Genomic DNA, 18,561 nt, shown 5'->3' on the forward strand with positions numbered 1-18,561 from the left:
GTTCCCCACGGCGGCCCGTGACCTGCTCCCACAAGCGGGTCACGGGCCGCCGTCGTCCGCGGCCGGCTGGGCGTGTCAGGAGCGCCCGGACGTGGCCCGCGGGAACCGGGCGGTGATGATCACGCTCGTCCCACCCCCGTCAGCGGGTTGCCACCGGATGCCGCCCTGCAGCTCACCGGCCACGAGCGTGCGCACGATCTGCATCCCGAGTCCCTCGCCCTCCGCGGGTGGGCGGTAGGCGTCCACACCGGATTCCTCGATCACGGCGTCCCCCATGCCGCGCCCGTCGTCGTTGATAGCGATCTCGACGACTCGGTACCTCTCTCCCGCGTCCGTGACCTCGTCCTGCCGGTGCGTCACCGCGAGCTCCACGGTGCCGTCCCGGTCCTTGAGCCCATGCTCCACGGCGTTGGCCACGATCTCGTTGACCACGAGGGCCACGGACGTCGCACTCTTGGACGGCAACCGCCCGAACCGGCCGCTGACCCGGGTGCGCACGTGCTGGCCCGCGGAGGCGGTCTCCACCGCGAGTTTGACCTGGTGGCGGATGAGGTCGTCGAAGTCCACGTCCTCCGAGATCTCGTGGGACAGGGACTCGTGCACGCGCGCGATCGCACTCACGCGCCGCATGGCCTGCTGCAGGCCGTTGCGTCCCTCGTCGGAATGCATGCGCCGGGACTGCAGGCGCAGGAGGGCGGAGACCGTCTGCAGGTTGTTCTTGACCCGGTGGTGGATCTCCCGGATCGTCGCGTCCTTGGACACGAGCTGCAGGTCGCGGCGTCGCAGTTCCGTGACGTCCCGGCACAGCAACAGCGCCCCGGTGCGTTCCGGACCCTCCCGCAGCGGAATCGCACGCAGCGTGGCGGAGGCCTTGCCGGTGGCCAGTTCCGCGCGCCACGGCATGGTCCCCGCGAGCACGGGCGCCAGGGTCTCGTCCACGCCCGGGGCGGTCAGGGGCAACTGGCGTGCCACGTGCAACAGGTTCTGCCCCGTGATGTCCCCCGCCAGACCCAGCCGCCGGAACGTGGACAGACCGTTGGGGGAACAGAACTCGACGGTCCCCTCGGCGTTGAGCCGCATCATGCCGTCACCCACGCGCGGGGCGCCCCGGCGGGAATCGGTGCGCACCGCGAAATCCGGCCACGTCCCCTGGTTCGCCATGCGCAGCAGGGCCGAAGCCAGCTCGTGGTACACGAGTTCCATGCGGGACGGCAAGCGGTCGTGCTGGGGGTCCGCGGTGAGACTGAGGACGGCGATCGTGCGGTTGTTGCGCACGAGCGGCACGAGGGTGACCGACCGCGACGCGAGGCTCGACCACTCGGACGGACCGGCCCGTTCGATCCGCCGGTCCACCCACGCCCTGCGCAGTGTGAACGCAGCCTCGCCACCCACGACCTCCCCCACCATGTCTTTCTGGTAAGCGGTGGGTCCCGTGGTGGGCCGGGCGTGCGCCAACACGAGGAACTCGCTGCCCTCACCCGGGATCGGATCCCCCGTGGGGCTCTCGGCGGCGGGGATCACGTCCGCGGGGAAGCACAACAGCAGGTCCCCGAAGCCCAGGTCCGCGACCATCTGCCAGTCCCCCACGAGCAGGTGCAGCCACTCGGCGTCCCCGGCGTCGAAGTCCGGGACAGATCGCAACGGATCCGTGAAGGCCATGGAACGCTCGCTTTCCGATGCTCAACCGCGGCGCAACCACGCGCCCATCCGACGCCCCAGCCTAGTCCCCGCCGGGCCCGCTCCCGCACCCACGGGTTCTGCCGCGCCCTCGTGTGCATCGGGCTCACGCATCCGCCGTACGAGCTCCGCGAGCGCACTCATCTCGTGGCGTAGCGTGCTGCGTGGCGCTGTCTCCGAGAGCACAGCACCGGCGAGCAGGGCGTCGTCGCACGCCTTGGCGTCCCAGGAGAGGGTGTGGGCCACGGAGTGCCCGGGCGAGAAGCGCTCCCAGGCCTCCCGCACGGGCTCGGCCGCGGAGCGACCGGTGGCGGCGGCGCGCAGTTTGTTCATGACGACGACGATCCGCGCGTCCGGTGCCGCGTCCAACAGGTCCGGCAGAGCCTTGACGAGCCGCGGTACGCCGAGGGTGTCCGCTGCGCCGAGTGCTATTACCACGTCCGCGGCCGCGACCGCGGTCAGCGTCCCGGCATTGCGCCGCGGGGCCATGAAGTCGGAACTGATCTCCTCGTCGGACTCGAGGCCGGAGGCGGTGTCCACGACCACGGCGTCGTAGTCCTTCCGGGCACGGTCGAGCACGAGGTCCAGGGCGGAACCCCGGATCTCGGGCCAGCGGTCGTAGCGGGTGATCCCGGTCAGGACGTCCAGCGAGGCGCCCGCGACGGACACCGTGCTCGCGCAGCGTCGCAATCCCTCCCGGTCCAGCCGCGCCTGATCGGCGAGCCGGCACGCCTGCGCCAGCCCCGCGGCTTCGTCCAGCATCCCGAGGCTCGCCGCGACCGAGGCGGCGTAGGTGTCCGCGTCTACGAGCAGCACACGCCGCCCGAGCAGGGCAAGTTCGGCGGCGAGATTGAGCGAGGTGACCGTGCGGCCGGGCGCTCCCATCGGTCCCCACACGGCGATCACCCGGCAGGCTTCGACATGGTCGAGGGCGTCTGAGTCATCGAGGTCGTGCGCCGTCGCGGGATCGCCGGATGACCCACCGGGTACGGCAGCCCCCGAGCCGGGTCCGGCGGCGTCGGGGCCGATGTGCCCTTCCCCATGGGTGCTGTCCGGGGAGGATGCGGACTTCGCGACTGCTCGGCCCGCGGCTCGCCCGGCTGCTCCTTCGCGCGACGTCGGCCCGTCCGCGGGTGCATCAGTCGCCGCCGCGCTGTTCGATACCGCTGCCTTCGATGCCATTCCCTTTGACGACGTTCCTCCCGACGCCGCTTCACGCTCGGGTGCCGGGCATTCGCCCGGCGCCGCAGCGCCGTCCTCCCGCACCGACGACGGCGAGCGTGCGGGACCGAGCATCGCGCGGGTGATGATCCGGGCCAGCTCCTCCCCGGTGGCGTCCGGGGGCACGCTGCCGACACCCAGACGCTGCACGCGGGACTCGTCGTGTCCCTCGACCACCAGGACCCGCAGGTCGTCGGTCTCGAGTTGATCGAGCAGGCTCGCGGTGAGCTCCTCGGCGCCCTCCGCGACGAGCGCCACGTGGGCCATGCGGGTGTGGGCGCATGCGAGCAGCTCGGCGAGGTCCAGACAGCGCCGCACCACCGTGACGTCCCCGTGCAACCGTTCGAGCCGGTCCACGAGCGGCCACGTGCTCGTCCCGAGCGTCACCACCGAGATACTCACGAGCCGGAACCCGCCGTGTTGAGCACCAGGGTCACCTTGGCGTCGTTGCCGAGTGCGTCCACGAGCGGACCCACCTGGGCCTGCGTGACGAGCACGTAGACCGTGGCCGAGGCGTTACCGCCAAGCGCCGTGTCCTTGGTGTCCACGCGCGCGATCTCCGCGCCCGTGACGAGTTTCTCGGGCGCCCCGTACCCGCGCCCCGTGGGTTTGGGCTCGGCCACCCACACGTCCACGCGGGACCCCGCCTCCGCCTGGGCCGGCATGGGGGTGGTCAGGGCGACCCCCACGGGTGTGCGGTCGAGCTCGTCCGCGGTGCCCACCGCCGCAGCCGGCACGAGTTGCCCGCGCGCCACGCGCTGGGTCACCACCGCGTTCTCCCGCAGTTGCCCGTCCGGGACGTACTGCGCGGAGGAATCCTGCAGGTGTGCGTCCACCGTGCCCAGGTCCTCCCGCGTGATCCGTTGCCCCACGGAGAGGTCGTTGGCCGCGACGTAGTACGGCTGGGTACGGTTGGCCGTGGCGACCAGCAGGATTACCCCCAGCACGGAGAGCAGGACCAACAGCAGCCCCACGAGCAGCCGCGGATCCCGCCAGGACGGTTTGCGGAATCGTGCGGCCGTGGACCGTCCCGAGCGCTCGAGCGCCGCGGTGCTCCCCATGCTGACATCCTTTCGTGATGCGCCGGCCCCCGCCGGCTGCACCCGAGTGTGCCGCGTCGCACACCGCCCTGGGAAGTGTGACGAACAACCTGTGGACGGAGGTGGCCACGTGTTCATTCCGCCCAGGACCTGTTGATAACCCGCCGCCTACCCCCTCACGTGGGACAATGACGAGCGAACCCCGATGAAACAGCATGCAACGGCACCTAAGAAAGTGATGGACCGGAATGTCCCAGCAGCGATTCCTCACACTCGCGGACGTCGCCGAGATCCTCTCGATCTCCGTCCCGCAAGCGCGTGCCATGGTGCGTTCGGGGGAGCTTCCCGCGATCCAGGTGGGCGGCCGGGGGCAGTGGCGCGTGGAGACGGTCAAGCTGGAGGAGTACATCCAACAGGGCTACGAGCGCACCGAGCAAGCGGTGCGTGAGGGCACCCTGCACTGACACACCCTTGGGACGCCGGGCGACTCACCCCGCATCGAGGGACGAGACCAGCGCCACGGCATGGAACCCCACCGTGCGCACCGCGGTGACCGAGCTGCGTCGGCGGAACTGGTCCTGCGGGTGCACCGCGACGTCGAAGAAGTCCTGACCCACGGCGTCCACCGTGCCCTCGATCTCCCCGTGACGGGATTCGTCCTGCAGCACGACCCGCACGTGCACGCGCGCGGTGCTGAGGGCGCGCAGGACGTGGCCCATGCCGAGCCTGCGGATGGTCGAACGTTCCGGGAGCACTTCGAAGCGACGCGGTAGTCCCTCCCACCACACCACGCTGTGCAGTGGGACCAGGTGCTGGAGGTGCCGCTCGCGCACCACGACCCAGCCGGAGCCCACGTCCGCGAGCTCTCCCTCCAGGGTGTCACCGCGCGCTGGGCGCAACCGCACGGGACCGCCGCGGTGTGCCGCGAGCCGCTCGAGCAGCGTGAGCCGTGACAGCTCCGCCCGCGCGGTCTCCACGGCCTCCTGCTCCACGAGCCGCACCCTGGCCTGCTCGAGTTGGGCCTCCATGTCCTCGAAGAGGTCGTCCCAGCGCATCCGCCACCGTCCTTGGGTCTCGTGGTCCTGAGGTCACGCTACGGCGTGCAGGGGCCGGCTCCGCGTCGGATGTCATGCCGACATGAATGCAATTGCAACGATGATTGACAGCCGAGTGAGACCGCTGAATGATCTAAAAATGTCAAACGACATCAAACAGCACTATTCGGAGGCAAAGATGTCTGCGATCCATCGATCGGCACCTTCCACCGGCACCCGCTTGGCCGTCGCGTGGCTCGGCGTCCCCGTGCTGGCCGGGGCGCTGGGGGTTCTGGGCCTCGGATATGCGCAGACTCTGCGCGCCACAGGATCCGGTCAAGACCCCGACCTGTTGGTCGCGGTGATCGCGGCGGGTGCGTGCCTCGCCGTGGCCGGGTGGTGGGTCGGTGGACTGGTGATGCTCGCCCTCGCCCGGGCGGCCCGGCGACTGCGCTGGCACGGCCTGGAGCGGTGGGCCACGCGCCTCACGCCCGCCCTGGTTGCGCGCACCGCGGTCGCCCTCGTGGGCGTGCAGCTCGTGGTCGTGGCGCCCGCCCACGCCGACGACGCCGCCCTCGACCCCTTCTGGGCCCCGGCCACCGCCGGTACCGAGCAGCTCGCGGAGCCCTCAGCCCCCGCGCCGGAATCCGTTCAGGAAGCTGTTCCCGACACCGCACCCGGAGCGCAGACGCGCGGCCCGGAAGCGACCCCCGAATCCACGGCCGCTCCTGTACGGGCCCCGAAGGCCCCGACCTCGATGCTCGAGCCGGCCAACCCGCCCGCTGGGCAGCGCGTCTCCAACGGCGTCCTCACCGTGATGGCCGGGGACACCCTGTGGGACCTCACCGAACAATTGCTGGGGCCGGGGGCCACGGACGCCACCGTGTGCCACAACCTCCCGGCGTGGCTCGAGCTGAACGCCGTGGCGCACCAGGGGGATCTGATCCGCCCCGGGGACCAGTTACGCGTTCCGCCCCACCTGCTCGATGCGGCGGGCACACCGCACGAGGAGCGCTGCACCGGATAGGTCTGCCCGAGGCAGGTCCGCCCTGGGATCCATTACTCCAAACACGGCCACTTCAGGACCCGCCCGCGACCCACGCGGGCCCCGGAACACCGTCGGGAACTCGCCTCGCGGCGGGGTCACAACCTCTCTCCATCGTCCCTGGGCCGTCCGGCCCACCCTTCGTCACCGAGGAGCACACCATGAGCATCGCCGTCCCCGAATCAGCACCCCGCACTCCCGCGGGCGGTTACACGTGGCGCCAGGACCGCACGGTGGCGGCCCTCACGGGCAAGAACGAGATGGAGCGGGTCGGCGCGATCGCCCGCAGCATCGGGCAGGCCGCGGTGGAGATCCTCGCGGGCACCCGCCCGGCGAGCCAACTGTCCCGGTGGACGGAGCCTGAGGTCGTGGAACGCTTCACCCAGCGCGCGGCCATGCTCAAGCTCGTGCAGGAACAATGCCCGGACCGGCGCGCCGTGTTCGAGGTGCACCGCGCCGCCCGGATCCGGCGGATCCGGGTGTGCAGCCCAGCCCCCGGGTGCTACGAGGCATCCCTCGTGGTGGAGGAATCCACCCGGGCGCGCGCCGTGGCGTTACGGATCGAGCGGATCGCGCGGCAGTGGCGGGTCACCCATCTGGAGGTCGGGTGATCTCGCCGAGTCCAGTCGGGCCTCAGCGCCGCTTGCCCCGCTTCGCCTTGCCGCCGGCCTTGGCGGACTTCCCCCGACGCTGGGCGTGGTTGGCCCCCTCGCCAGCGGAGGTGGCACCGTTGGCATCCGAGGCCCCGTTCGTCGTCGCCGGCTCGGTGTCCGCCGCAGGCTCGTCGTCGTCGGAGGACACCAGGGGCTCGGGCTCCACGGCCGCGCTCGGCGTGCCGTCCTCGTCCGGGGCGGTGTACTGCAGGAACGCGGGACGCTGGGGCGTCGTGAGCTCCACGGCACCACCGTCCGCGCCGGTGCGCTGCTTGCGGACCTCCAGGTTGAACAGCGTCACCACGGTCTGCTCGCGGATGGCGGCCATCATCTCCTGGAACATGGCGTGGCCCTCGCGCTGGTACTCCACGAGCGGATCGCGCTGGGCCATGGCGCGCAGCCCGATCCCCTCCTTGAGGTAGTCCATCTCGTAGAGGTGCTCGGGCCAGCGCTGACCGATCACCGAGAGCAGGACCCGGCGCTCGAGGTTGCGCATGGCCTCGGAACCGAGTTCGTCCTCGCGTTCCTTGTAGGTGACCGCGGCGTCCGAGAGGATCTGCTCCTGGAGGAAGTCCGAGGTCAACCGCGGGCGGCCGCCCGCTTCCTCGAGGACCTCATCGCGGGTCAGGGAGACGGGGTAGATGGCCCGCAGCGCGGTCCACAGCGCGTCCAGGTCCCAGTCCTCAGGGTGACCCGTCCCGGTGTGCTCCGTGATCACCGATGTGATGACCTCGTCCGTGAACTGCCGGATCTGATCTTCGATGTCGTCGCCCATGAGGATCCGCTTGCGATCCCGGTAGATCACGGCGCGCTGGCGGTTCAGGACGTCGTCGTACTTGAGCACGTTCTTGCGCTGCTCGGCGTTGCGCCCCTCCACCTGGTTCTGCGCGTTGGCGATACCGGAGGTGATCAAACGACCCGTCACGGGGACGTCGTCCGGGGCGATCGCCATGAGGCGCTGCGCCGCACCGGGGTTGAACAGGCGCATGAGGTCGTCCGACAGGGACAGGTAGAACCGAGATTCCCCCGGGTCCCCCTGACGACCGGACCGCCCGCGCAACTGGTTGTCGATCCGGCGGGACTCGTGGCGCTCCGTGCCCAGGACGTAGAGCCCCCCGGATTCGAGGACCTCCTCGTGTTCCGTCTTGGTCGAGGCCTCGCATTCCGCAAGGACGTCGGGCCACCGCGCCTCGTACTTCTCGGCATCGCGTTCGGGGTCCAGGCCGAGTTCGGCCATTTTCTCCACGGCGTTGAACTCGGCGTTGCCACCCAGCATGATGTCGGTGCCTCGACCGGCCATGTTGGTGGCCACGGTGACCGCGCCCTTGCGGCCGGCTTGGGCCACGATCGCGGCCTCACGCGCGTGGTTCTTGGCGTTGAGCACCTCGTGGCGCACACCGCGCTTGGCCAGCAGACGGGAGAGGTACTCCGACTTCTCCACGGACGCAGTGCCCACGAGGACTGGCTGGCCCTTCTCGTGGCGATCCTCGATGTCCCGCACCACGGCGGCGTACTTGGTGGCCTCGTTCTTGTAGACCACGTCCCGCTTGTCCTCGCGGGCGATGCCGCGGTGCGGCGGGATGGCCACGACGCCAATCTCGTACGTGTTCATGAACTCGGCCGCCTCGGTCTGGGCCGTACCCGTCATGCCCGAGAGCTTGTCGTACAGACGGAAGTAGTTCTGCAGTGTGATGGTGGCCATCGTCTGGTTCTCGGGCTTGATCTCCACGCCCTCTTTGGCCTCGATGGCCTGGTGGACGCCCTCGTTGTAGCGCCGCCCGGACAGCACTCGGCCGGTGTGCTCGTCCACGATCTTCACCTCGCCACCCGCGACGATGTAGTCCTTGTTCGCGCGGAACAGTTCCTTGGCCTTGATCGCGTTGTTGAGGAACCCGATCAGCGGGGTGTTCTGGGACTCGTAAAGGTTGTCGATGCCGAGCCAGTCCTCGATCTTCTCGATCCCCGGTTCGAGCACGCCCACGGTGCGTTTCTTCTCGTCGACCTCGTAGTCGGTCTCCGGGTCGAGCTTCTGCACGACGGTCGCGAACTCGCGGTACCACCGGTTGGCCTCCCCGGAGGCCGGTCCGGAGATGATGAGCGGGGTCCGCGCCTCGTCGATGAGAATGGAGTCCACTTCGTCCACGATCGCGAAGTTGTGCCCGCGCTGGACGAGCTCCTCCTTGGACCAGGCCATGTTGTCCCGGAGGTAGTCGAAGCCGAACTCGTTGTTCGTGCCGTAGGTGATGTCCGCGGCGTACTGCTCACGCCGGGTCGCAGGGTCCTGACCGCTCAGGATCACGCCGGTCTCCAACCCCAGGAAACGGTAGACACGGCCCATGAGGTTGGCTTGGTACTCGGCGAGGTAGTCGTTGACCGTGACCACGTGCACGCCCTTGCCCGCGAGCGCGTTGAGGTAGGCCGGCGCCGTGGCCACCAGGGTCTTGCCCTCACCGGTCTTCATCTCCGCGATGTAACCCAGGTGCAGAGCGGCACCGCCCATGATCTGGACGTCGAAGTGGCGCTGACCCAGGGTGCGGGACGCCGCTTCCCGCACGGCCGCGAACGCCTCGGGAAGAAGCCGGTCCAGGGATTCGCCGCCCTCGATGCGCTCCCGGAACGAGTCGGTCTCGGCGCGCAGCTCGGCGTCGGAGAGTTCCTTGTAACTGTCCTCGAGGCTGTTGACGGCGTCGGCGTAAGTCCTCAGCCGCTTCAGGACCCGCTTGTCCCCAGTGCGAAGAACCTTTTCCAGGAATGACGCCACGTGTGTTCGCTCCTCCGAGATCAATGGTGGGCACCGGCAGGACAGTGGGTGCACCGCCGAACAGTGTACGTGAGCCAGGCTGGACGCCGGCCGCGTGCCACCGCGCCGGACACCGGGTGGCCCCCGGACGGGTAGCCGCCGAATCCCCGATGCCCACTCGGCAGGCGCGGGACGGGCAACGACCAGGTTCCCGCTACCCGCTCGCCGGACACGGGACGGGCCCGCGACGTGGTCGCGGGCCCGTCCTCGGTGCGGTGCTGCGAATACTCAGGAGGCCGCGGAGTTCGCGGTGTCTGGCTGGTAGGCCCGCGCCTTCTCCTCCCCGGAGCGTCCGTCATTGCTGAGACTGATCACCCCGTATTCCCACCCCTTACGGCGGTACACGGCGGAGGGTTCCTGGGTCTCCTTGTCCACGAACAGGAAGAAGTCGTGACCCACGAGCTCCATCCGGTCCACGGCCTCGTCCACGGTGATCTCGTGGGCGGGGAAGCGCTTGCGCCGGATCTCCACGGGGGTAGGGGGGTCGCTCAGAGGGTACTCGGTGCTGAAGGCCTCGTCCTCGGCCGCCGCGAGTTCTTCCTGGCTGGCATACGTGGGAGTCGGTCCCGAAGGGTCCACGGGCAGCGATCCCGTGGCCTCGTGCACGGCGATGGGCCTCTGGTGCCCGGTGCGGTGGACCTTACGGCGGTCACGCGCCCGACGCAACCGCTCCACGAGCTTGGCGTAGGCCTCGTCGAACGCCGCGAACTTGTCGTCGTTGCGCGATTCGGCGCGCACCAGGGGCCCGCGCCCTACGACGGTGATCTCCACCCGCATGCCCTGGTGGCCGGAGGCGGCGTGTTCCTTGGTGACCTTGACCTCGATGGATTGGACCTTGTCGCCGAGCTGCTGGAAGCGCTCGCTCTTCTCCTCGACGTATTCCTTGAATCGGTCCGGCAGGATGACGTTGCGGCCTAGGATGTTCAGTTCCATGAGACCCTCCACATCTTGGGGATGACGCGGGATGTGCTGCTCTCCCACACGGGACACCTTCAATGCCTCCCGTGATCTAACGCTAGAGGAAACAACGGGGAAATTCATGGATGACGACGTCCGATGATCCTGCGTTCTCCCCCGGTGAACGCCCTACGCGCACCCCCGCGAGGGTCACGACCGCGGGCACCCTGGCCCCGGCCGCGGTCAGGGCGCGGACGGCCTCAGCGGCCGTGGCGCCCGTGGTGATCACGTCGTCCACGACCACGCACGTGAGTCCCGACATGTCCCGGGCGCGCAGGCTCCCGCGTAGCGCCCGGGCGCGCTGGATCCTCCCGCGGCCCTTCTGGGTGCCGCTCCCGGCCACCGCGCGGTGCGTGAGGGCGGGTGCGATGTGCGACCGCGGGGGCAGGGCCGCGCCGCGCAGCAGGGTGGCGACCGGATCGAACCATCGACGACGCCGCGCGCGGGCGCTCGTGGGCACCGGCACCCAGTACAGGGTGGGCCTGTCGTCGCCGAGCTCGCGCGCCACGGTCGCCAGGGCTGCCGAGAGCACGGCGGAGAGTACGGGAGCGAGATCGGTGCGGCCGCCGTTCTTGAAGGACAGCACGCACGAGGCGAGTTCGTGCTCGTACTCCCCCGCGACGACGACCCGCACACCGGACGCGGCGAGCGCCGCCGGGGGTGTCACCGGGTGCGGCCGGGCCGTGGCGCGGCGCAGCACGATCCGACACGCACGGCACAGTACGGTGCCCGGGGCGGCACACACCGCGCACGACACCGGTAACACCAGGTCCAGGGCCTGCGTGCACCACCCGCTGACGACCGCGGCCCGACGGTCCCACCGCGCGAGAACCGACGGGCGACGCCACGGTGCGCCGACGGTGCCACTGCCCGGAGCGACGTCGTACAGCGCGGAACGAGGCACCGCCGAGGAACGGTACGGAACGACGGGGCGGGAGCGGGTCATGGCACCAGTTCACGGTGCGCGGACGGTGTCCGTCCCCGGTACGGCAGACATGTGCAGCGCGCAGCGCACGGCGCACCCACTCAGGAACGGGTGCTCACCCCGCGAACGCGGTGTCCGTGACCTCTTCGCTCTGCAGCGCCCAGGAACTGCCCGTGAGCATGTAGAGCCGCCCGTCCGAGGCGCCGTACACCGCGGCGGACCCGTTGCCCCCGGCCAGAGAGGTCACCCCGGTCAGGGCAGGCAGCTCGTCCACCTTGCCCGCGATCGTGTACCGGCGGGGCTGCGCATTGGTGTCCTGGTCCAGGGCACTGGACACGAACTCGTCCGGGCCGATCCACTGGGCGGTGTCCACGTCCACGTCCGTGGCCACGGCATTGCCCTTCGCGAGTTCGGTGGGTCTGCCGGAGGCGTCCCGCACCACGCCCGCGATCCACACGGTGGAACGCGTCGCGGCGGCGTCGGTCGTGACCACGAGCGCCCGGCTGCCCTCGCGGGAGATCCGCAGGGACGCCACGTGCTGGTCGTCGAGCCACGAGGCGGACACGGTGTCACCCTGCCCCTCCGAGGACGCCCGCACGACCCGGACGGTCCCGGAGCGGTCCGCGCCCCACACCCACCCCAGGTTGTCGAAACTCGGCCGGGTGGGCTTGTACCCGGACCACCGCTGCCGGGGTTGCTGTCCGGGGGACACGGTGTAGACCGTGGAACCGGCGCTGTCCACAAACCCGAAGGCCCCGGCCTCCACGCCCATTCCCGGTTTGCTGAGCGTGACGCCCTCTGGCAGCGTGAGGTCCGGGATCAGCTCGGTCTGGCCGCCCTGGTAGAACGCGAGCTTGTTGTCGGAGACCCCGATTTGCCTGTTGGGGACGGTCACGGCCTGGATCGGGTCGTTGTCGCTGCCGCCGGAGGTGTCCACCGGGGCGTCGTTGATCCGCAGTTCGACGTCGTCCACGTTCGGGATGGTGCGCAGGGTGGCCCGCAGCTGTTGTTCCATCCGGCGTGCCTGGTTCACCTCCGCGGGGTCGAAGCTCGCGAGCGTGAGGTCCACCGCCGCGGTCCCCCCGGACACCGGCACGGCCGAACGGGACAGCGCGGTACCCTGCGGGATCGCACTGGTCACGGCATTGCCCAGATACGCGGCGGGCCCGCGCATGAGCGCGCGCACCGCCGCCGTGGAGGTCGTGGAGCGGGTCGCGAACCACCGCGGATCCGGAACGAGGTACTTGCTGTCCTGAGCCGAGTAGAAGTAGAGGTTGGTGGGCGAAAAGATCTTCTCGAAGTCCGCTTGCGGGACCACCACGCCGTCGGGCGCCCGGGAGATCCGCCACTGCCCGTCCACCGAGGTGAGCACGAAATCCAGGACGCGCGTGCTGCCCGAGGGCTGCTTGGCGAGCACGCCGCTGGCACTGAGCTCCCCGCTGACCTCCATGCTCGTGCGGAATTCGCCGTCGTTGAGCCGCGGCACCGTGGTGGGCTCCCCCGAGTGGATGAGCACGCGGGTATCCGGCTTCCAGGTCGCGGCGAGCTGCGGTGTGAGGTACTGGCGGGCCACGGAGTAGTCGTCCTGCGCGCCCACCCCGGCGGCCAGGAACCCCTCCACAATCTCCTGGGCCGTGGCCCCCACCCGGGGCCCCTGGGGATTGAAGGGCATCGCGGACTGCTGGGTCTGCTCCGTAGGCTCGATCACCTTGTGCACGGGCCCGGACCGCGGCATGGCACCGCACGCGGAGAGGGTCAGGCCCAGAACCATCGCGCACGCCAGGCCCGTGTACCGCGCCCGACGCCGCGTGGTCCCGAACACGACGTCGCTCACCCGGCGCGTGTCCCCGACGGCCCGGATGGCATCCGCCCGATCACGGGTCCGATCGTGGTCTACGGGATTCATGACTCCTCCGTCCGATCACGGTGTCGCGAGGCGCTCGAGCCCGTGCGCTCTTGTGCCGAGGCGTTCGCATCCGTCGTCGCGGCTGGCTCCCCGGCGGCCACGTCGGCGTCTGGGAAGTCCATGAGCAGCTGGCCCGTGTCCCGGTCCTCGCTCGGGCGCACGGCCGGGGCAGTGAGCTGCAACGAACCGGTGTCGGTGACCCGAGCGGTGGATTCGCTGTGCTGTTCCACGGGTGGCATGGGCAGCGGATTGGGCTGCTCTGGATCCAGCACCTGGTTCCGCAGCAGGGGCAGGGTGAGCCGGAAGCACGCGCCATTGTCGGGTTCGGCCCACACCGTGAGCGCGCCCCCGTGCAACCGCGTGTCCTCCGTGGCGATCGCGAGCCCCAGGCCCGTACCGCCCACCGTGCGAGCGCGCGCGGGATCCCCGCGCCAGAACCGGTTGAAGACCTTGGTCGTCTGCTCCTCGGTCATCCCGATGCCGTGGTCGCGCACCGCCACGGACACACAGTTCTCGTTGGCGCCCACGTAGATGTCCACGGGCTTGCTCTCCCCGTGCTCGAGCGCGTTGGTCACGAGATTGCGCAGGATCCGGTCGATCCGCCGCTGGTCCATCTGCACCACGCAGCGGGTCAGGGTGGACCGCACCGTGAGCTCCGAACCGCTTTCGAGCACGAGCGGCGCGCACGCCTCCACGACGTCGTAGATGACGGTGAAGATGTCCGTGGACGCTATGTCCAGGCGGGCAGCGCCGGCGTCGAACCGTGAGATCTCGAGCAGGTCCGAGAGCAACGAGTCGAAGCGGTCCACCTGGTTGTGCAGCAGCTCGGCGGAGCGCCGGTTGACGGGATCGAAGTCCTCGCGTGCATTGTAGAGCACCTCCGCGGCCATCTTCACAGTGGTCAAGGGCGTGCGCAGCTCGTGGGAGACGTCCGAGACGAATGTCTGCTGCATGGACGAGAGTTGTTCGAGCTGGCTGATCTGCCCCTGGATGGAATCCGCCATGCGGTTGAACGAACGGCTCAACCGGGCGGCCTCGTTGCTGCCGTGGACCTCCATGCGCACGTCCAGATCACCCTCGGACAACCGCTGCGACACGCGCGCCGTACTCGAGACCGGGCGCACCACTTCCCGGGTCACGTACCACACGATGGTTCCCACGAGCAGCAACAGCGCGACCATGGACAGCAACAGCACCGCGTGGATCGAGTCCAGGGTGGCCTGCGGGTCCGAGAAATCGTAGACGAAGTACAACCCGTAGCGAGAGTTCTGGTTGAGCTGGACTACGTCCCCGATCACGATGACCGGTTTCTCCGGCTCGTTCTCCGCCATGCGGACCGAGGCCGGTTGCCAGTACGTGCCGTCCCCATTGGCCACGCGCCGTTGCAGTTGTTGGGGCACGGTGGCGGAGGTCATCCACGCGCTCTCGGTCTGCACGCCCACGAACAACTGCCCCGCGCCCTGGTCCAGGGGGATCAGGATCCAGCGGTGGTCGGTGGTGCTCGTGTCCTGGCTCAGCCCGCCCAGCGTGGAGTTGATCAGCGCCTGGACCTCGGTGCGGTCGGAGGCGTCCGAGGCGTCGAAGCTCGCCTGGGCGGTGCGGATGTCGCTGCGGGCCTCCTCGAGCACCTGGTCCAGGCGGTCGGTGAACAACCGGTCCGCGATCTGGTGTGACAGAAAGCTACCCGTGGCGAGGAACGCCACGGACGTGAGCGTGAGCGCCACGGCGATCGCGCGAAACTGCAGGGACTGCCGCCAGCGGCGGATGAGCGTGCGCCGACCCAGCCGGATCCTGCGGAAGCGTTTGGGTCGACGCCGCTCGGCGGGGCTGTGCGCCACGGGTCGCGCCGGGGCGGACGTCATTTATGCGCGTGTCCCCCGGCTTTGTAGCCGATCCCGCGCACCGTGAGGACCACCTCCGGGTTCTCCGGATCGCGTTCCACCTTGGAGCGCAACCGCTGCACGTGCACGTTGACCAGGCGGTTGTCCGCGGCGTGGGGGTAGCCCCACACGTCACGCAGCAGCTCGTCCCGGCTGAACACCTGGTGCGGCGAGCGCGCCAGGGTCGCAAGCAGGTCGAACTCCAGCGGGGTCAGGAAAATCTCCTGCCCGGCCCGGGTCACGCTGTGCCCGGTCACGTCGATCACGATGTCCCCGAGCGTGATCTCTTGGGTGGCCCCGCGGTCCATAGGGCGCAGACGCGCCTTGACGCGGGCCACGAGCTCGGCGGGTTTGAAGGGCTTGGGGACGTAGTCGTCCGCGCCGGCCTCGAGCCCGCGCACCACGTCCGCGGTGTCGGACTTGGCGGTGAGCATCACGATCGGGATGTCCGACTCGGCGCGGATCTGCTGGCACACCTGGATCCCGTCCATGCCGGGGAGCATGAGGTCCAGGAGGATGAGGTCCGGTTCGGAGGCGCGGAACACGTCCCGGGCGCGGGCGCCGTCGTAGCAGTAGACGGGCTCGAAGTCCTCGGACGCGAGGATGATGCTGATCATTTCGGACAACGCGGCGTCGTCGTCCACCACCAGGATTCTTGCTTTCATGGCCCGCTTTCGCGCTCGTCCCTGACACCCGGAGCGGCCGGGATCGGCGTCCGTGTACGCCCTCGATTCTACGGCCTGGCCGGGCTCAACCCTCGTTGCACGCCTCGGTGAGCGCGCCGCCCAGGTGCGTCACCCGCTGCAGGGCGTCCGGCAGGTCCGGCGGGGTGAGCTCGCTGATCCGCGCCGATGGCGCCAGCACGGTTCCCAGCAACGCCGCCGGATCCATGCCCAGCTCACGCCACGGGCCCAGCACGCGCCGCACGAGCTTGGACACGGGGGTGCGCCCGGTCACAGGGACGGTGTCGAAACACAACCGCACCCCCGCCTCGTGCAGGGCCGCGAGGGGCTCCCACTGCTCGGTGGGCCCGTCCGGCAGACCAAGCACGGCGGCGTCCGCGCCGACCCGCGGGGTCCAGTCGATCCCCACGGCGCCCGCGTCCAGGACCACGGTCTCCGCCCCCGTCGCACGGCACGCGGCCACGGCGTCCGAGAGCGTGGCGCGCAGTTCCTGGCGCGGCAGCGCACGCAGGGTGCGGTAGCCGCTCGCGGTCGGGATGCGCCCGGTCACCACGCGTTCCAGCTCGGGTTCCTCGAGCACCAGCACGACACCGCGCCCGTCCGTGTTGCGCCGCAGCACGGCCACGAGGTCTGCGACGCCCAAGCACCACGACTGCGCGAGATCACGGCGAGCGCCGGGGTCCGACTGCAGCTTCTCCCCGTTGTGCACGTGGACGGTCGCCGCGAGGGAGACCGGGCCGAGCAGCGAGAAGGCGATCGGTCCGGTGTCCGCGCCGGATTCGGCGCCCAGGACGTCCGCGACCATGTTGAGGTCGCTCTCCAGTTGCCGGCGTGCACGGCGGGAGTCGTCGCCGGGGACACCGCTGATCCGCCACCCGTGGGGCTGCCGGTCCGCGTAGAGGGAATCGAGCACGGCGCACGTGCGGGCCGCGAGCTCGGCGTGCGGACCCCGCTCCGGCAGCAGCGGCACGGTGGCCAGGTGCGGTGCGCCCAGCTCGCCGCGCAGCACGGTGAACGTCTCGAGGAGGTCCGTGCCCCGCAGGGAACGGGTGAGGGTCGCGGTGACTGCTTCGCTCATGCGTCGGTGCTGCGCTGGTGGTTTTCGGAAATGGCCTCGTGGTGGCGGATGACCTCGCTGATGATGAAGTTCAGGAACTTCTCCGCGAACTCGGGATCCAGGTGTGCGGCCTCCGCAAGTCGGCGCAACCGTTGGATTTGCGTCTTCTCGCGTTCGGGGTCCGAGGGCGGGAGGTCGTTCTCCGCCTTGAGCTTGCCCACCTGTTGGGTCGCCTTGAAGCGTTCGGCGAGCAGGTGCACGAGTGCGGCGTCGATGTTGTCGATCGTGCCGCGAATGGCTTCCAAGCGCGTCAACGCGCTGTCCGCGGGACGGTCGGTGCCCGGTGAATCGGCTCCCGATGAGTCGACGGGCGCGTGGTCGGCGGGGTCGGTGACTGCACTCATGCGTCCACTGTAATAGTGGCGCGCCCGGCGCCCGGTCGTGTGGCGGTCATGCCGCCCCCACGTGGGGCTCAGGACGCGGCCGCGGCCGCGCGATCGGCGAAGGCGGCGTCGATGGTGGCCTGGCCCAGCACACGGGTGCCCTGGTAGAGCACCATGGTCTGCCCGGGGGCCACACCGCGCTGGGGCTCGTCGAGGCGCACGCACAACCGCTGCTGCCCGTCCTGCCGGGTGAGCCACGCGCGCGCCGGCGCGGGATCGCCGTGGGCGCGCACCTGGACCGTCACAGGGAACTCATCGGAGCGACCGTCCACGTTTTCGGCCATCGCCGCGACCTCGCGGGGCGGGAGCCCGGCCCACGACGGGCGGATGCCCTCCATGACGTCGATCGACAGCAGGGCCTCCGGCCCCACGACCACCTCGTTGGTCTTGGGCCGGATCTCCAGGACGAAGCGGGGCTTGCCGTCCGGGGCGGGTCGGCCGATGTGCAGACCCCGGCGCTGACCCACCGTGTAGGCGTGCGCGCCGCGGTGCTCACCGAGTTCGGTGCCCTGGGTGTCCACGATCCTCCCGGGGGCGAGCTCCATGTGGTCCTCGAGCCACCCGCGGGTGTCCCCGTCCGGGATGAAGCAGATGTCGTGCGAATCGGGCTTCTTGGCCACGGACAGCCCGCGCTCCTCAGCCTCGGCGCGCACCTGCGCCTTGGACGGGGTCTCGGCCAGGGGGAAGATCGCGTGCTCGAGCTGCTCGGCGGTGAGCACGCCCAGCACGTAGGACTGGTCCTTGGCCCAATCGGCCGCGCGGTGCAGTTCCTTGTGCCCGTCCGCATCCGTCACGACCTTGGCGTAGTGACCCGTGCACACGGCGTCGAACCCCAGGGCGAGCGCTTTCTCGAGCAGGGCCGCGAACTTGATCTTCTCGTTGCAGCGCATGCACGGGTTGGGGGTACGCCCCGCAGCGTACTCGGCCACGAAGTCGTCCACGACGTCCGCCTGGAACCGTTCGGAGAAGTCCCACACGTAGTACGGGATCCCGAGCTTCTCAGCCGCGCGCCATGCATCCCGGGAGTCCTCGATCGTGCAACACCCCCGCGCGCCCGTGCGCAGCGTGCCCGGGGTGCGGGACAGCGCCAGGTGCACGCCCGTGACGTCGTGCCCCGCGTCCACGGCGCGCGCCGCGGCCACCGCCGAGTCCACACCGCCGCTCATCGCTGCCAGAACACGCACGTCAATTCCTCCAGGTCCGTCGAGGGTCGAAAAAAATTGTTGGTCGAGCCGGTTTA

At 70.0% G+C, this 18,561-nt stretch carries 16 protein-coding genes; 3 read left to right on the forward strand and 13 right to left on the reverse strand.

The window, feature by feature from the left end; translation table 11 throughout:
• Window positions 1-75: 75 nt before the first annotated feature.
• From RF646_RS00085 to RF646_RS00095, 3 genes are read right to left on the reverse strand one after another with little or no spacing between them, the layout of a single operon-like run.
• Window positions 76-1,659, reverse strand: a complete 1,584-nt coding sequence (locus tag RF646_RS00085) for a sensor histidine kinase (protein ID WP_131332636.1) — start codon at window positions 1,657-1,659, stop codon at window positions 76-78.
• 21 nt (window positions 1,660-1,680) lie between these two features.
• On the reverse strand, window positions 1,681-3,300 hold the full coding sequence (locus tag RF646_RS00090) for a CpaE family protein (protein WP_368834875.1): 1,620 nt from the start codon (window positions 3,298-3,300) through the stop codon (window positions 1,681-1,683).
• Window positions 3,297-3,959 carry an SAF domain-containing protein gene (locus RF646_RS00095; protein ID WP_312797251.1) on the reverse strand — a complete coding sequence of 221 codons (663 nt, stop codon included), beginning with the start codon at window positions 3,957-3,959 and terminating at the stop codon, window positions 3,297-3,299. Before RF646_RS00095 ends, RF646_RS00090 begins: the two co-directional genes overlap by 4 nt.
• Before the next feature lie 227 nt (window positions 3,960-4,186).
• Between RF646_RS00095 and RF646_RS00100 the strand changes: the two genes are divergently transcribed.
• The gene (locus RF646_RS00100; protein WP_085107605.1) at window positions 4,187-4,402 is read left to right on the forward strand and encodes a helix-turn-helix domain-containing protein; all 216 of its coding nucleotides are present in this window, start codon (window positions 4,187-4,189) and stop codon (window positions 4,400-4,402) included.
• 24 nt (window positions 4,403-4,426) lie between these two features.
• Here RF646_RS00100 and RF646_RS00105 read toward each other — a convergent pair whose 3' ends face one another.
• Window positions 4,427-4,993, reverse strand: coding sequence for a hypothetical protein (locus RF646_RS00105; protein WP_085107607.1), 567 nt, complete (start codon window positions 4,991-4,993; stop codon window positions 4,427-4,429).
• A 139-nt stretch (window positions 4,994-5,132) separates the two neighbouring features.
• On the opposite strand from RF646_RS00105, the gene RF646_RS00110 reads away from it, so the two are divergent.
• Together RF646_RS00110 and RF646_RS00115 are read left to right on the forward strand one after the other, a co-directional pair.
• Window positions 5,133-5,999, forward strand: coding sequence for a LysM peptidoglycan-binding domain-containing protein (locus RF646_RS00110; RefSeq protein ID WP_368834876.1), 867 nt, complete (start codon window positions 5,133-5,135; stop codon window positions 5,997-5,999).
• 179 nt (window positions 6,000-6,178) lie between these two features.
• The gene (locus tag RF646_RS00115; RefSeq protein WP_368834877.1) at window positions 6,179-6,628 is read left to right on the forward strand and encodes an Rv3235 family protein; all 450 of its coding nucleotides are present in this window, start codon (window positions 6,179-6,181) and stop codon (window positions 6,626-6,628) included.
• Between the two features lie 22 nt (window positions 6,629-6,650).
• Here RF646_RS00115 and secA read toward each other — a convergent pair whose 3' ends face one another.
• The 9 genes from secA to mnmA all read right to left on the reverse strand — a co-directional run bounded on the left by secA (window position 6,651) and on the right by mnmA (window position 18,505).
• Window positions 6,651-9,431, reverse strand: coding sequence for a preprotein translocase subunit SecA (gene secA, locus RF646_RS00120; protein ID WP_144998000.1), 2,781 nt, complete (start codon window positions 9,429-9,431; stop codon window positions 6,651-6,653).
• A 267-nt stretch (window positions 9,432-9,698) separates the two neighbouring features.
• Window positions 9,699-10,403: a ribosome-associated translation inhibitor RaiA gene (raiA, locus tag RF646_RS00125; RefSeq protein ID WP_368834878.1), complete on the reverse strand. Its 705-nt coding sequence runs from the start codon at window positions 10,401-10,403 to the stop codon at window positions 9,699-9,701.
• Window positions 10,404-10,485: 82 nt separating this feature from the next.
• Complete coding sequence (locus tag RF646_RS00130) at window positions 10,486-11,373, reverse strand: ComF family protein (protein WP_368834879.1); 888 nt, start codon at window positions 11,371-11,373, stop codon at window positions 10,486-10,488.
• Window positions 11,374-11,467: 94 nt separating this feature from the next.
• Complete coding sequence (locus RF646_RS00135) at window positions 11,468-13,258, reverse strand: LpqB family beta-propeller domain-containing protein (RefSeq protein WP_368834880.1); 1,791 nt, start codon at window positions 13,256-13,258, stop codon at window positions 11,468-11,470.
• Window positions 13,255-15,120, reverse strand: a complete 1,866-nt coding sequence (gene mtrB / locus RF646_RS00140) for an MtrAB system histidine kinase MtrB (RefSeq protein ID WP_368834881.1) — start codon at window positions 15,118-15,120, stop codon at window positions 13,255-13,257. Before mtrB ends, RF646_RS00135 begins: the two co-directional genes overlap by 4 nt.
• Window positions 15,117-15,803, reverse strand: a complete 687-nt coding sequence (gene mtrA / locus RF646_RS00145; RefSeq protein ID WP_085107621.1) for an MtrAB system response regulator MtrA — start codon at window positions 15,801-15,803, stop codon at window positions 15,117-15,119. Before mtrA ends, mtrB begins: the two co-directional genes overlap by 4 nt.
• A gap of 85 nt (window positions 15,804-15,888) precedes the next feature.
• Window positions 15,889-16,899, reverse strand: coding sequence for a hypothetical protein (locus tag RF646_RS00150; RefSeq protein WP_368834882.1), 1,011 nt, complete (start codon window positions 16,897-16,899; stop codon window positions 15,889-15,891).
• Window positions 16,896-17,282, reverse strand: coding sequence for a chorismate mutase (locus RF646_RS00155; protein WP_098053968.1), 387 nt, complete (start codon window positions 17,280-17,282; stop codon window positions 16,896-16,898). The genes RF646_RS00150 and RF646_RS00155 overlap by 4 nt, the downstream gene beginning before the upstream one ends.
• 68 nt (window positions 17,283-17,350) lie before the next feature.
• A complete protein-coding gene (gene mnmA, locus RF646_RS00160; protein WP_144997996.1) occupies window positions 17,351-18,505 on the reverse strand; it encodes a tRNA 2-thiouridine(34) synthase MnmA in 1,155 nt (384 codons plus the stop codon).
• Window positions 18,506-18,561: the final 56 nt, after the last annotated feature.

This window comes from Kocuria sp. CPCC 205261 (assembly GCF_040981025.1).
In the GTDB taxonomy this organism is placed as follows: Bacteria; Actinomycetota; Actinomycetes; order Actinomycetales; family Micrococcaceae; genus Kocuria; species Kocuria marina.